The 13,549-nt window shown below is 67.2% G+C and carries 14 protein-coding genes; 6 read left to right on the plus strand and 8 right to left on the minus strand.

What is annotated here, in order from left to right:
- The first annotated feature begins 6 nt into the window (after positions 1-6).
- Together GLP40_RS25710 and GLP40_RS25715 are read left to right on the plus strand one after the other, a co-directional pair.
- A complete protein-coding gene (locus GLP40_RS25710) occupies positions 7-723 on the plus strand; it encodes a SanA/YdcF family protein (RefSeq protein WP_154790589.1) in 717 nt (238 codons plus the stop codon).
- Between the two features lie 808 nt (positions 724-1,531).
- Positions 1,532-2,314 (plus strand): helix-turn-helix transcriptional regulator, encoded by a 783-nt coding sequence (locus tag GLP40_RS25715; RefSeq protein ID WP_196054784.1) that lies wholly within the window; start codon positions 1,532-1,534, stop codon positions 2,312-2,314.
- 77 nt (positions 2,315-2,391) lie between these two features.
- Here GLP40_RS25715 and gndA read toward each other — a convergent pair whose 3' ends face one another.
- Positions 2,392-3,834 (minus strand): NADP-dependent phosphogluconate dehydrogenase, encoded by a 1,443-nt coding sequence (gene gndA, locus GLP40_RS25720; protein ID WP_196054785.1) that lies wholly within the window; start codon positions 3,832-3,834, stop codon positions 2,392-2,394.
- Positions 3,835-4,159: 325 nt separating this feature from the next.
- A complete protein-coding gene (locus GLP40_RS25725; protein WP_328290648.1) occupies positions 4,160-4,786 on the minus strand; it encodes a TetR/AcrR family transcriptional regulator in 627 nt (208 codons plus the stop codon).
- 107 nt (positions 4,787-4,893) lie between these two features.
- On the opposite strand from GLP40_RS25725, the gene GLP40_RS25730 reads away from it, so the two are divergent.
- A complete protein-coding gene (locus GLP40_RS25730; RefSeq protein ID WP_154790592.1) occupies positions 4,894-5,382 on the plus strand; it encodes a nitroreductase family deazaflavin-dependent oxidoreductase in 489 nt (162 codons plus the stop codon).
- On the opposite strand, the gene GLP40_RS25735 is transcribed toward GLP40_RS25730, so the two are convergent.
- Positions 5,371-6,153 (minus strand): helix-turn-helix domain-containing protein, encoded by a 783-nt coding sequence (locus GLP40_RS25735; RefSeq protein WP_196054786.1) that lies wholly within the window; start codon positions 6,151-6,153, stop codon positions 5,371-5,373. The genes GLP40_RS25730 and GLP40_RS25735 overlap by 12 nt on opposite strands.
- A 533-nt stretch (positions 6,154-6,686) precedes the next feature.
- On the opposite strand from GLP40_RS25735, the gene GLP40_RS25740 reads away from it, so the two are divergent.
- Together GLP40_RS25740 and GLP40_RS25745 are read left to right on the plus strand one after the other, a co-directional pair.
- Positions 6,687-7,610, plus strand: a complete 924-nt coding sequence (locus GLP40_RS25740; RefSeq protein WP_328290649.1) for a cutinase family protein — start codon at positions 6,687-6,689, stop codon at positions 7,608-7,610.
- 153 nt (positions 7,611-7,763) lie between these two features.
- A complete protein-coding gene (locus tag GLP40_RS25745) occupies positions 7,764-8,477 on the plus strand; it encodes a hypothetical protein (protein WP_154790594.1) in 714 nt (237 codons plus the stop codon).
- A gap of 63 nt (positions 8,478-8,540) precedes the next feature.
- Here the strand turns inward: GLP40_RS25745 and GLP40_RS25750 are convergent, their stop codons facing one another.
- Together GLP40_RS25750 and GLP40_RS25755 are read right to left on the minus strand one after the other, a co-directional pair.
- Complete coding sequence (locus GLP40_RS25750) at positions 8,541-10,022, minus strand: glyceraldehyde-3-phosphate dehydrogenase (protein WP_154790595.1); 1,482 nt, start codon at positions 10,020-10,022, stop codon at positions 8,541-8,543.
- A gap of 454 nt (positions 10,023-10,476) precedes the next feature.
- Positions 10,477-10,716 carry a hypothetical protein gene (locus tag GLP40_RS25755; protein ID WP_154790596.1) on the minus strand — a complete coding sequence of 80 codons (240 nt, stop codon included), beginning with the start codon at positions 10,714-10,716 and terminating at the stop codon, positions 10,477-10,479.
- 310 nt (positions 10,717-11,026) lie between these two features.
- On the opposite strand from GLP40_RS25755, the gene GLP40_RS25760 reads away from it, so the two are divergent.
- Positions 11,027-11,626, plus strand: a complete 600-nt coding sequence (locus tag GLP40_RS25760; protein ID WP_154790597.1) for a hypothetical protein — start codon at positions 11,027-11,029, stop codon at positions 11,624-11,626.
- A gap of 61 nt (positions 11,627-11,687) precedes the next feature.
- Here the strand turns inward: GLP40_RS25760 and GLP40_RS25765 are convergent, their stop codons facing one another.
- The 3 genes from GLP40_RS25765 to GLP40_RS25775 are packed head-to-tail and all read right to left on the minus strand — an operon-like array spanning position 11,688 to position 13,549.
- On the minus strand, positions 11,688-11,882 hold the full coding sequence (locus GLP40_RS25765) for a hypothetical protein (protein ID WP_154790598.1): 195 nt from the start codon (positions 11,880-11,882) through the stop codon (positions 11,688-11,690).
- A 25-nt stretch (positions 11,883-11,907) separates the two neighbouring features.
- The gene (locus GLP40_RS25770; RefSeq protein ID WP_154790599.1) at positions 11,908-13,110 is read right to left on the minus strand and encodes a lipid-transfer protein; all 1,203 of its coding nucleotides are present in this window, start codon (positions 13,108-13,110) and stop codon (positions 11,908-11,910) included.
- Positions 13,103-13,549, minus strand: a complete 447-nt coding sequence (locus GLP40_RS25775; protein ID WP_328290650.1) for a Zn-ribbon domain-containing OB-fold protein — start codon at positions 13,547-13,549, stop codon at positions 13,103-13,105. Before GLP40_RS25775 ends, GLP40_RS25770 begins: the two co-directional genes overlap by 8 nt.

A 13,549-nucleotide genomic window follows, 5' to 3' on the forward strand; every position in this document is an offset into this window, starting at 1 on the left:
ACGATCATGCGGTACCGCAGCATCTTTCGCTCCGCCCGGACCCGGGCCGCCGCCCAGTTGTCCGCGCGCAGGATCGCGAAGATCGGCGTGGCCGCGGTGGCGCTGGCCCTGGTCGTGCTCATCGGATCGGATGTGTGGATCCGCCTGGACAACCGGCAGTACCTGTACGGCGTCGACACCGTCCCGCCCGCCGATGTCGCGATCGTGTTCGGCGCGGAGGTCAAGCCCGACGGCAAGCCGTCCGCCTATCTGGCCGCACGCCTGGAATTGGGCCGAACGCTGCTCGAGACGGGCAAGGTGAAGGCTCTCCTGCTCACCGGCGACAACGGTCGTCCGTCCTACGACGAGCCCACGGCCATGCGCGCCTATCTCGTCGAACACGGCGTCCCCGCCGCCAAGATCGCCCTGGACTACGCCGGTTTCAGCACCTACGACTCCTGCGTGCGCGCCCACGATGTCTTCGGCGTCGCCTCCGCTGTCGCGGTCACCCAGGATTTCAGCCTGCCCCGCACGGTCGCCCTGTGCCGCGCGGCCGGCATCGACGCCACCGCGGTCGGCGACGATACCCAGGTGCACGGTGACGTCTACCGCAAGAACTGGCTGCGCGATCAACTGGCCGACACCAAGGCCGTCTACTCCATCCTGTTCCATCCCGAGCCGACCTTCCTCGGCAAACCGGAGACGTCGGTCCGCGACGCCATGGCCGCGGACCTCCATCAGTAGTCCGCCTAGATGTTCCCGGCGAACGCGCCCGCACTACCCGCCGCACCCGCGGCGACCGCGCTGCCCGACATGAGACCGACGGCGGCGAGGATCAGAGCGATCATTTCGGAACCTTTCGACTGCGTACTTCGACGCATGGAAAGTTAGTGCCGCTCAATATCATCGAGCGAGACCCGAACCCGAACTCTGGGCGGACTCCATGGCGATCCTCAGCACCTTCCCAGTTCACGATCCGGTAGCGGTGTGGTAAGCCGAACGCAACCCAAGCCGGTCATGAAGTGTGCGCAAGACCGACAAGTAGCATTCAAAATATACTGGCACACAACATAATTCACCCATCGAATTACCACACAGCTCGAACGATTTGCATGATGGCCTGTTCGATAGAATGGCAAAAGTCCTCCAGCCCTGGGGATTTCGTGCGCGGATCCGGGTGCGCACTCTCGCCCGCACGCCACCGGTCATCAGGTCCCTATCGGCCGTCGGGTGATGGTGATGTCGACACCAACATTCACTTCAACGGCGATGAGATCGAGCAGGGCAGCATCGTCATCCTGTCCAGCGATCACGGTCCCGACCATCTCGACTTCCCGATCGTTCTTTGATCGGCGTCGACGGATTCCGCGCGCGACCGTTGCACGGTGATAGCACGGCCGCACCGCGGTCACAATGCCTGGAAACAACACAAACGGGATATTCCGACCGATGGCTCGGGGTCGCGTAGGTATGGCAGCATCCGTACTCGGGGTTGCTCGTCGGTGACTGCGAGCGAATCGGTGACGAGTGGTGTTGGGAAGGCAGGTCTTCGGTGTCCGGAGACGCGGAACGCGACTGGGTTGCTGAGGAAATCACGGCGCCGACGTTCGGCCAGGCGCTGCGACGGTTGCGCGACGAACGCGGCTTCTCGCGCGAGTACCTCGCGTACACGGCGGGCGTGAGCGCCAGCTACATCACCGCTTTGGAGAAGGGTGAGCGGGAAAAGCCCGGCCGCGCGGTCGTCGAATCCCTCTTGCGCTGCCTGAACCTGATGTCCCCGTTGACGCCCTCCGAGCGCAGGCACCTGCTGGAACTGGCCGGACTGCGCATGACCGATACTCCGGCTCCCGGGGAATTGCACGCGGCCATCACCCCGGACCAGCATCAGGCCCTGGTCCTGTTCGCACCGGCGCTCGCGGCCTATGTGGACCCGTGCGGAAATGTCCTGGACGCCAACGACGCCTGGAACGCTGCCCTGCCCGGCCTGCTCGAGGACGGCAATGTCTTCGAGTGGATGTTCGGCAACGAGCTGGCCAGGAAGGTTCAGGTGGATTGGGAATCCGAAGCGCGCCGATACGTCCAGTGGCTGCGCGGGACGGTCGGCCGCAACCCCGACGAACCGGTCTTCACCGACCTCGTCAACGATCTCGGCCGCTTCCCCGAGTTCCGGGCCTCCTGGTCCGAGGGCGGCGTCGACTTCATCCCGCCTGTCCGCACCCATCGCCTGCGCGATCCGCAGTCCGGTGAGATCCGCGAATACAGCGTCCAAGCCGGACCGGTATACAGCGAGATCTACCCGGATCGGATCATTCTGCTGCTCTGCGTCCCGATCTGACCCGGCCCCGGACGAAGAGCGGAGTCCGTGCCGCCATGGCACGAACTCCGCCGTGAAACCGCTTGCCCGGTCGCGAATTACGCGGGGACCTCGCTGCGGTCGCCGCTCCACAGCGTGTGGTACTTGCCCTCGGCGTCGATGCGCTCGTAGGTGTGGGCGCCGAAGAAGTCGCGCTGGCCCTGGGTGAGGGCGGCCGGGAGCCGCTCGGCGCGCAGGGCGTCGTAGTAGGACAGCGAGGAGGCGAAGGCCGGGACCGGAATGCCGAGCTGGGTGGCGGTCACGACCACACGGCGCCAGCCGTCGATGGCGGTCTCGATGGCCTCCCGGAAGTAGGGGGCGAGGATCAGACTCGGCAGGGCCGGGTCGGTCTCGTATGCCTCCTTGATGCGGTTGAGGAAGCGGGCGCGGATGATGCAGCCGCCGCGCCAGATGGTGGCCAGGTCGCCGGGGTGCAGGTCCCAGTCGTACTCGGCGGAACCGGCGGCGATCTGGTCGAAGCCCTGGGCGTAGGCGACGATCTTCGAGGCGTAGAGGGCCCGGCGAATGTCCTCGGTGAATTGCGCGACGTCCGTGGGCTTTTCGCCCAGGGCGCCGGAGGCCAGGCCCTTGGCGGCGGCGCGCTGGGCGCGGGAGCCGGACAGGGCGCGGGCGAAGACGGCCTCGGCGATACCCGTCACCGGAATACCCAGGTCCAGCGCGGACTTGACCGTCCAGCGGCCGGTGCCCTTCTGCTCGGCGGCGTCCACGATGACGTCGACCAGCGGTTTGCCGGTCTTGGCGTCGACCTGGTTCAACACCTCCGCGGTGATCTCCACCAGGTAGCTCTCCAGCTCACCGGAGTTCCACTGGGTGAACACATCCGCGATCTGCTTGGCGTCGAAGCCCAGCGCGTCGCGGAACAGGTGGTAGGCCTCGCCGATGAGCTGCATGTCGGCGTACTCGATGCCGTTGTGCACCATCTTCACGAAGTGGCCGGACCCGTCGGGGCCGATGTGGGTGCAGCAGGGGGTGCCGTCGACCTGTGCCGCAATGGATTCCAGCAGGGGGCCCAGCGACTCGTAGGACTCCTTCGGACCGCCCGGCATGATGGCGGGCCCGTTGAGCGCGCCCTCCTCGCCGCCGGAGATGCCCGCGCCCACGAAGTTCAGGCCGCGCGCCTTCATGGCCGCCTCGCGGCGGATGGTGTCGGTGTAGAGGGCGTTGCCGCCGTCGATGATGATGTCGCCCGGCTCCATGGCCGCGGCCAACTCCTCGATCACGGCATCGGTGGCGTCACCGGCCTTGACCATGATGAGCACCCGGCGCGGCTTCTCCAGCGCGGCCACGAACTCCTCGACGGTCTCGGTGCGCACGAAATCACCCTCGTCGCCGTGCGCCTCGAGCAGGGCGTCGGTCTTGCCGATACTGCGGTTGTGCAGGGCCACGGTGTAGCCGTGCCGGGCGAAGTTCCGGGCGATATTGCTACCCATGACCGCCAGGCCGGTCACGCCGATCTGAGCGCGCGCTTCCGAGGTCGCCATGAAACAGCCTCTCCGTTCGAAGATGTGATGACCGCACGAAGTCTCCTCGGCGGCGGCATCGACGGATGCGCTCCACGACGCCATACCTTTTCTACCCCACGCCGGCTTCACTCCTCAGCGGGGATATGGGCAGTCCATGCCGCACGTCCGGTCGACGGCTCTGCTCGTCGTTGCGGCTCGCACGACTTCCGGCGCACCCGCTCGGCCGGGCCACGGCACCCGGCTTCGGCCCCTCCGGCGCCGCGGTCCGCCGCGAAGGCATTGCCGCAGTGGCGGCGATGATGCCGTGCACGCAGTGGCCGCGCACTGTCGGCTCCCACGCGCATCAGCGACGGTGTGCGGAGCATTCGCACCCGTTGATTCCGCGCGGAACCAGCGCGGGTGCAACCCATCTCGAGAGATAGCCGCGAATCTCGGCGCCCCGCCGCGGCGGCCGGCCCGGATCGATCACGAACGACTGCACGATCCGTAGCATGTGCTCGACGAGTTCGTCCAGATCGGAGATTCCCGCCGCCGCCCAATCCACCGAGAAGCGGTGCAGGAGCGAACGCCCGAAAGACCGTGCGGTATCGGAAGTTACGCCCGCCGAGAAGGCACTGGCGCGGCCCGGGCGCAACAGCAGCCCGAGGTACTTCTCCTCCGGCAGGCGTTCGAGCGTATAGGCGATGCCCTCCACCACGGCGGTCGCCGGATCGCGGATATCGCCGAGATGCTCGGCCAGCACATTCAGGAAATGTTCCGTCTGCGCAACGGCCGTCGCCGTCAAAAGTGCTTCGACACTGGGGAAGTAGCGATAGACCGTCTGCCTGGTGACGCCGAGATCGCGCGCCACCTCGGCAATGCTGAACTCGTCGCCGGAGCGATCGATGGCACGCCGCGCGGCGGCCACGATCCGTTCGACGGCCTCCGCGTCGTCGGCGGGCGCCGCCCCGGACCATCCATGGGTGCGCACCCGGATCGCCATCCCTTCGCTCGCGATTGTCCCGCCCGAGGCTACCGTTCGGTCTTGACCATACACATGGCTACGAATGTATGGTCATGGGACGCGAAAGGAAGCCCATGACCACCATCCCGCCTCGGCCATCGCAGCTCGACCATCCCGTCCTGCCCAGGATCTTCAAGCACGTCGGCAGAGCCCAGGTCTGGATCTACCGACGCACCGGCGGCCGCATCGGCGGGAAATGGCGCATCGGAGCCGGATTCCGCAAACCGGTGCCGACCCTGCTGCTCGAACACCGCGGCCGCAAGACCGGGACCGTCTACACTGTTCCGCTGCTGTACATCTCCGATGGACCCGACACCATCGTGGTGGCCTCCCAGGGTGGGCTGTCCAAACATCCGCAGTGGTACCGCAATCTGTGCGCCGCCCCGGACACGCACATTCAGATCCGGCGCGACCGATTCCCGGTGCATGCGGTCACCGCCGATCCGGAGCAGCGCGCCCGCCTGTGGCCGCGGCTGGTCGAGGCGTACGCCGACTTCGACACCTACCAGGCCTGGACCGAGCGCGAGATCCCGGTCGTGATCCTGCGGCCATCAGCCGGGTAGCCCGATCGTCGCGACGATGTGGCCCGGGTGCGCCGCGGAATCCAGCAGGCCGACCTGCATCCGGAAACTCCGCAGCGCCCCCGTGGCCCGATCCCGCAGCCGCATGGTGCGCACGGGCGGCGCGAAACCCACTCCGCCCTCGGCCCAGAATCGCCGAAAGTCCGCAAAGCCGCCCAGCTCCCGCATCAATTCGTCGAACGCGGCGTGCTGGGTCGTCGAACCCACGGTTCCGCGGAGACAGCCGACCGCCTGCCGGACATCGGTTTCCCAATCGGCCATCACCTCCCGGGCCGCCGGGTCGGCCAGCATCCACCGATAGAGATTCCCCTCCTCACGCAGTCCCGGGAACGCCTGCGCCCAATCCTCGTTCCCGGCCAGCACATTTCCGCGGGTGTCATACAGGGCGGCCAGTTTCGGGCTGTGCAACGTGAGCAGGGACAGCTGGTCGGCACTGATCGAGTTCCGCAACTCCGCGACGGTCGGATATCCCTCGATCTCCAACCCGGCCAAATCATGCATATAGCGAATATCGCTGTCCGACAATGGATTCCACTGCCGCAAGCAGCGCACCAGGGAATCGACCACGGCCCGGGTCGGCTTCGCTTTGCCGCCCTTTTCCAGCTGCGCGATATAACTCGCGCTGACCCCGGCCGCGAATGCGAGGCGTTCCCGGGAAAGTCCCCTGTCATCGCGCATCCGCCGCAGCATTTCGCCGAATGAGGGAAGCGCGACCGTCCATGCCGCGTCGATATTTCCCGTACGGCCCGTCATCGCCGTCGACTCCCTTCCGGCCGTCCGCCGCATCGTCGACTCACACTCCGAGATCGCGTCCCGGACACTCCCAGGCCGAAATGCTCTCACAATTCCCGGTCCCGTGTCGTGCGACAACACCGGTAATCCGCTGACGGCAATGCCGAACCGGCGAACGGGTGGCATTCCAGAATTGAGCAGGTGACACCGACAGCCCTTCGATATCAGCGAAGGCGGTCTCCGCAATTCTTGGAATTGTCGCCATCGAAATCAATACGGCTCAAAGGAATTCGGCCGCGGCGCCGACGGACCGGCTCCCGCCCGAGACGAGGATTGCGAATCCGATCTGTCCGGTTCTCGGCGTTTCGGTGTCGAGCAACGGCCTGACCGACCAGTTCCTTGATATGTTCGCCCCGACGCACCGCCCCATACCGGGCACCCACCGTGGTCTACCCGGAGGCATCCCGTGGGGTTGCGCACGGAGCACGAACCTTGCGGTGGAGAAATCGTCCGAACGATTCGAACAAGGGGTGTGGGCCTTGTCCTTTCGAGCAGTGCGAACCTTCCGAGTGTCGTGCGGCGCCCTCGCGGCCGTGGTAGCGGCCGCCGCCGAAATTCTCATGGCCGCCGGCGCGCCCCGCGCCCAGGCCGCGCCCGCCGACTGCCCGAGCCTCAATGTCATAGCGGTGCCCGGCACCTGGGAAACCTCCGTCGACGAACCGAAACAGGGGATGCTCGCACAGGTCACCCGCGGGCTGCCGGACACGGTCCGCACCGACTACGTCAGCTACCCGGCCACCGCCTTCCCGTGGGACGGCGAGGTTTACGGACGCTCCAAACGCGACGCCGTCAACAGCGCCCGGGCCATGGTGGCCGATATGGCCGCGCGGTGCGGCGCAACACGTTTCGCGCTCATCGGATACAGCCAGGGCGCCGACGCCGCGGGCGACCTGGCCGCGGAGATCGGCACCGGGCTCGGGGTGGTCCCGCCCGATCGTGTGGCCGCCGTCGGTCTGCTCTCCGATCCGCGCCGCTCCCCCACCGACGCCCTGATCGGGCCCCAGGTCCCCGGCGCCGGGGCGGGCGGGGCCCGGGCGGGCGGCTTCGGCTGGCTGAGTCCCAAGGTCCGCACCTTCTGCGCCGCGGGCGACCTCTACTGCTCGGTCCCCAATGACGATCTGGCCGGCCGTTCGGCCGGTCTGCTCACCCAGCTGACGGCCCAGGATCCGCTCCAGATCCCGAGCTATGCGATGACCCTGCAATCGATCATGAGCGAGGCGCTCTGGCAGGGCGGGGCCGCCATCCTGTCCGCGCCGGCCGATAATCCGGCCAGTGAGCAGTGGCTGCGGCAGGTCCAGGACTTCCTGGCCTCGGGCATCCACCAGTCCTACCCGTACTACGTGGTCGACGCCAACGGAACCACCGCGACCGCCTGGCTGCGCAACTGGCTGTCCGACGCGGCCCGCGAGAACCCCTGACCCACCGCGCGGAGACCGCGGCGACAAGCGCACCGGCGATGTCTGCACCGCAAATTTCCGGAACGAATTCATTTCAAAACAGCCCGACCGGTCCCCGGCTCAGGGTACCTTCCTGCCCGTGTCCGTCACCGGACCGGAAGGAATTGAAAGACAGTGATCATTGGGCAAATCGGGTCGACCGCGATCCTCGCGGCCGGGGACTCGGCCGACTCCTCCAGCTTCTCCGCCGGCACCCTCCTGATTCCAGCAGCCGGCGTGGTGCTGCTGGTCGTGGGCCTCGTGCTGCGAAACCGCACGAAGGCGACACCCGCGGCCGAAGGGACCGGCTCGACCGGAATGCCCAAGCACACCGGAACCATCGTCGCCATCGCGGGCGTGCTGGTGCTGGCCCTCGGGCTGGTCGCCACCGTCTCGAACAGCACCACCTCGAGCACCCACGATCCCGAACTCGCCGTGGGCAACTGCGTGACGTCCAGCGACTACCGCGGCGCCCAGATCGGCAAGATCCACCCCACCTCATGTGACGACCGCGCCGCCGTCTACGAACTGGCCGCCTCGGTGACCAACGGCGCCACCTGCCCCGACGGGAAGCTCCGGGACGCGGGCTACTTCGTGCTCACCGACGGCAAACACTCGCTGTGCTTCGCCCCCAATGTCAAGGTGGGCGACTGCTATTCGATGCAGGCCGACGTCAACCAGATCACCCCGATCGACTGCGCCAGCAAGAACGGGCCGGGCGTCACGGTCCAGATCGGCGGACGCTTCGACGGCACCACCGATACGAGCAAGTGCCCCATCCCCGCCGGCGCGACGATCACGCCGCAACCCGCGCGCGTGGTGTGCTGGCAGCCGGTCACACCGCACTGATCCGGACAGGCGGCGAAGGGCCCCGGCGGTCACACCGCCGGGGCCCTTCGTCACATCGATCGGCTAGCCCGCCGCGACGGGCGCGGGCATGCTCTCGGCGAGGTCCCGCTCGCCCAGCCGCGGATAGGTCGGGTACTCGATGCCCGAGATGTACTGCACGGTCCGCACGACCTGGCACGAGTAGCCGAATTCGTTGTCGTACCAGAGATACAGGATCGCGGTGTCGCCATCCACGATGGCGGCATTGGCATCCACGATCGAGGCCGCCCGGGAACCGATGAAGTCACTCGACACCACATCGGTCGCCGCGGTGAAGTCGAGGTTGCGACTCAACGGACCCGACAGCGACACCTGCCGCAGGTACTCGAGCACCTCGGCCTTCGTGGTCTCCCGCTTCAGCTGCAGATTCAAAATCGCGACCGAGACATCCGGCGTGGGAACGCGAATCGAGCTGCCGGTGATCTTGGCCTGGAAGTCCGGCATGGCCTTCTTCACCGCGGACTGGGCGCCGGTCTCGGTGAGCACCAGGTTGAACGGCGCGGACCGCCCGCGGCGATCGGACCGGTGGAAGTTGTCCAGCAGGTTCTGGTCATTGGTGAACGAGTGCACCGTCTCCACGTGACCGCGCACGATTCCGAACTCGTCGTCCATCGCCTTCAGCGGCGGCACGATCGCGTTGGTGGTGCACGAGGCACACGAGTAGATCTGCTCGGACAGGTCCAGCCCGCGGTGGTTGACGCCGTGCACGATGTTCGGCACATCGCCCTTACCGGGCGCGGTGAGCACGACCTTCGCGATGCCCGGGCGCAGGTGCTGCTCGAGGCCCGCGCGGTCGCGCCACTTGCCGGTGTTGTCGATGAGGATCGCGTCGTTGATCCCGTACTCGGTGTAGTCGATGGCGGCCGGGGAATCGCTGTAGATGAAGCGGATCACATTGCCGTTGGCGATGATGGTGCTGTTCTCGGTGTCGACCTTGATGGTCCCGTTGAACTGCCCGTGCACCGAATCACGCCGCAGCAGCGACGCGCGCTTGGCCAGATCGCCTTCACCGCCCTTGCGCACCACGACCGCCCGCAGGTTCAGCCCGTTTCCGGAACCGACCTTCTCGATGAGCAGGCGGGCCACCAGACGGCCGATGCGGCCGAAGCCGTACAGCACCACATCCCGCGGGCCCTGCGGCTCGGACTTGTTGCCGTCGATCACGTCGGCCAGCACGGTGGCGGTGAACTCGGCGATCGACAGCCCGCGATCATCGGTGCGGTAGGCCATCACCAGGCGGCCCAGGTCGATCTTGCTCGGGCCCAGATCCAGCCCGCTCAGCACCTCGAGGAAGGGCAGCGTCTCGTCGATCGACAGCTCCTCGCCCTCGATCTGCCGCGCGAACCGATGCGTGCGCAGAATGCTGATCACCGATTTGTTCACCAGCGAACGGCTGTGCAGCAGAATCGTCACCCCCTTGTCCCGATACAGCCTGCCGATAATCGGAATCATCGCCTCCGCCGCGGCCTCGTGAGCGTTCCAGCGGTCAAGATGTTCGGTAGTCAACACAAGTCCTTGGGGGTGTCCTGGATCGGTACGTAGACCGATGCTATCCAGCCCCGCGGTATCACAAACTCCGGATACCCGCATGTGAGATCCAGGTCGCGCTGGTGAGCCCGCTTCGTCGATCCCGCCGGGACCACCACAGCGGAGCGACGGCATGCGGCTTCAGGTCATCGAGGCTCCCACGGCCCGTGCACCTGATCCCGGCGATACAGGAACCGTTCCAGCGAAACCGCAAGCGCCTCTTCATCGTTGCGCGGTGGATTCGCCACCCGAAACGTATCGAACCCAGCCCATCCCACCGCCGCAGCACAGCGGCGTGATCCGCGGCGTCGAGATCACCGGTTGCCCGCGCCCCACCGGTTCAGCAGGTGCGGCACCAGCCATGGATGCGGCGTCGGCACGAGCGCGCCGACAGTGACGGCCGCCGCGCGCACGACGACCGCCCTGCCCGGTCCTACTGCGACGAGATCCCGCTGAGCACCCCGCCCACGTACCCGCCGCCGAACGCGCTCCCGAGCCCCGCCGCCGCACTGCCGACATCCACGGACCCGTTCCCCACGGCGTTCCCCAGATCCGCGGCCGACCCGGGCGTGATGTCCACGTCCTGCAGCGGAATCCCTTCCGCCGCAGCCGTTCCGAAGCTGGCTCCGAACAGAGCGCAGGCCGCAGCACCCACAAGAATGGTTCGTTTCATAGATCTGTTCCTCTTATCCAGTGCCGAAGCGGGTGCATTCTTCCCGCTCCGCGCGCCAGAGCATATGAAACATAACTAATTCACATGAGCGTTTTGGACCATTTGGTCTCCCACCTCCACGCATCCCGCCCACCCCGCGCGGATTCCACCGATTAGCGAATAAATCGCCGACCGGCCCGAGCCACCCCGCCACCTTGCCGAATCCTCATAGCTGCCAACACGTTGTGCGAACCCGGTCACATTTCCGTTGTGCCCCGCAACCCACCACCGATTGTGGGATGACACCCCGCAGCACCCGGAGAGGCAGACCATGGCAGGACGACACCGCGCACCGAGCAAGCCCCACAGGTTCCTCCTCGGCCTCCCTGTAGCCGCAGTCGTCCCCGCAGCGGTAGGCATAGCCACCGCAGCCCCGGCCACCGCCCAGCCCGCCGCTGTCACCGATTCGGTCGCGGCCACCCAGTGGGCTTCGCTCACCGAAACAACCGCGACCCCGCCGGCCGCCGTCAACGAGCCGTCAACCCCGCTCAGCTTCTCCCCCGACGCGGCAACCGCTTCCCCGGCAATCGACTCGTTCGCCCCTGCCACCCCCGAGCAGGTGCGAGAGGCGGCCGCGATCGCCTCCGCGACCCCCATCGCCAGCCCCATCGAAAACGCCACCTACATCGGCCAAACCGCAGGCCAAATCCTCGGCGGCATCACCGGCGCCGTCCTCGGCGGCTCGGCCGGCACGGCCCTGGCGACCCCTCTCGCCGCCATGACCGGCGGCCTCGCCGTCCCCATCGGCACCATCGGCGGCGCCGTGATCGGCGGTGTAGCAGGCACCTACATCGGCTACTACGCCGGCTCCTTCGCCGGTTCCTGGGTAGCCGAACAAGCCCCTCAGATCATTCCCGACGTCCTGCCGTAACGGGGGCGTCTACGGCCGAATCTCGTTCCGGCCGAATATATTTCGCGATTTCAGAGCGATATCACGGTGCGCACGTGGCGGCGTCGACGAATCGATCCGTGACTACCTCGAGGTCGCGGCCGGCGGCGGCGATGATCAGCAGGCCCATCCCCACTCCCCGGTGCACGCCCGCCGCGCCGAGCACGGCGATCTTCTCCAGCGCCCGCTGTCGACCGCTGGCCTGGGCGACGGCGACCGCTGCGAAGACCCGGGCCATGCCCGGGTCTTCGCAGCAAGCCGGGTCAGCGGGTGGCGATGATCGCCGAACCGTGACCGAAAAGACCTTGATTCACCGCGATGCCCGCGCGGGCGTTCTCCACCTGTCGCCCGTCGGCCCGGCCGCGCAACTGCCACGTGAGCTCGCAGACCTGGGCGATGGCCTGCGCGGGAATCGCCTCACCGAAACAGGCGAGCCCACCACTGGGATTCACCGGCACCCGTCCGCCCAATGTGGTTGCGCCGCTGCGCAGCAATTCCTCCGCGCCGCCGGTTTCACAGAGCCCGATGTCCTCGTACCAGTCCAATTCCAGAGCGGTCGACAGGTCGTAGACCTCCGCGAAGGACAGGTCGGCGGGCCCGAGCCCGGCCTCTTCATAGGCGGCGTGCGCGATGGCGGAACGGAACGCACGCGGCGGGGGCTCGACGGCCACGGCGGAGTCCGTCGCGAAGTCCGGCAGATCGAGGACGGTCTTCGGGAACGTCGGCGTGACCGTCGACAGCGCCCGGATCCGGACCGGGTCGGCGATACCGTGCCGACGCGCGTAATCCATGGATGTCAGCACCAGCGCTGCCCCGCCGTCGCTGGTCGCGCAGATGTCGAGCAGCCGCAGCGGATCCGACACGATCGCCGAGGCGGCGACCTCTTCGGCCGAAACCTCCTTGCGATACCGGGCGTTCGGGTTGTTCAGCCCGTGCCTGGCGTTCTTCACCTTGACCGCGGCGAAATCCTCGAGCGTGGCGCCGTGCAGCGCCATCCGGCGGCGGGCGTAGAGCGCGAAGTAGATGGGGTTGGTGGCGCCGAGCAGATGGAACCGCAGCCAGTCCGGATCATCGCGGCGCTCACCGCCGACCGGCTGGAAGAAGCCCTTCGGGGTGGTATCCGCGCCGATCACCAGCGCCACGTCGGTCAACCCGGCCAGGATCTGGGCGCGCGCATTGGCAATGGCCTGTGCGCCGGAAGCGCAGGCGGCGTAGCTGCTCGAGATCCGCGCACCCGACCAGCCCAGCGCCTGGGCGAAGGTCGCACCGGAGACGAAACCCGGGTATCCGTTGCGGATGGTGTCCGCACCGGCGATATAGCCGACATCGAGGTGGCTCACCCCGGCATCGGCCAGCGCCGCACGCGCCGCGACCAGTCCGTACTCGACGAAATTCCGTCCCCACTTGCCCCACGGGTGCATGCCCGCGCCGAGGACGGCAATGTCGCGATCGTTGGTGTCAGTCATTGACCGGCCTCCACATCCACACCGTGTGCTCCGCCTCGTCGTCCTCGTACAGCGTGCCGACGGCCAGCTCGACAGGCATGCCGACGGCCAGGTCGTCCACCGTGAACCCGCGCACGACCTGCCCGAGAATCACCATCTGCTCGACCTCGAGCTCGACCGCCGCGACGACATACGGTTCGAATGGATCAGCCGAGACGTACGGCGCGGGCGGTTTGTACCGCGCATCCGCGTACGACCAGATCCGGCCGCGCGTGGAGAACAGATACTCGACGAGCTCGGACCCGTCCTTCGGACCGGCGCACTGAGGATTCCGGCAGGCCAGCTCGTTCTTCGGGAAGTACGGTGTGCCGCAAACATCGCAGCGACTTCCCAGGAGCCGCACCACACCGTCATCCGCGGTGAACCAGTCGGCCACAGCGGGGCGTTGTTCTTTCTGCAC

Source organism: Nocardia aurantiaca (genome assembly GCF_009708175.1).
Lineage (GTDB): Bacteria > Actinomycetota > Actinomycetes > Mycobacteriales > Mycobacteriaceae > Nocardia > Nocardia aurantiaca.

Coding starts and splice junctions, on each gene's coding strand:
- GLP40_RS25735 (WP_196054786.1), bottom strand. CDS start 6,153: ATGACGGGCCGTACGGGAAATATCGACGCGGCATGGACGGTCGCGCTT.
- gndA (WP_196054785.1), bottom strand. CDS start 3,834: ATGGCGACCTCGGAAGCGCGCGCTCAGATCGGCGTGACCGGCCTGGCG.
- GLP40_RS25760 (WP_154790597.1), top strand. CDS start 11,027: ATGGCAGGACGACACCGCGCACCGAGCAAGCCCCACAGGTTCCTCCTC.
- GLP40_RS25765 (WP_154790598.1), bottom strand. CDS start 11,882: ATGGCCCGGGTCTTCGCAGCGGTCGCCGTCGCCCAGGCCAGCGGTCGA.
- GLP40_RS25730 (WP_154790592.1), top strand. CDS start 4,894: ATGACCACCATCCCGCCTCGGCCATCGCAGCTCGACCATCCCGTCCTG.
- GLP40_RS25755 (WP_154790596.1), bottom strand. CDS start 10,716: ATGAAACGAACCATTCTTGTGGGTGCTGCGGCCTGCGCTCTGTTCGGA.
- GLP40_RS25770 (WP_154790599.1), bottom strand. CDS start 13,110: ATGACTGACACCAACGATCGCGACATTGCCGTCCTCGGCGCGGGCATG.
- GLP40_RS25710 (WP_154790589.1), top strand. CDS start 7: ATGCGGTACCGCAGCATCTTTCGCTCCGCCCGGACCCGGGCCGCCGCC.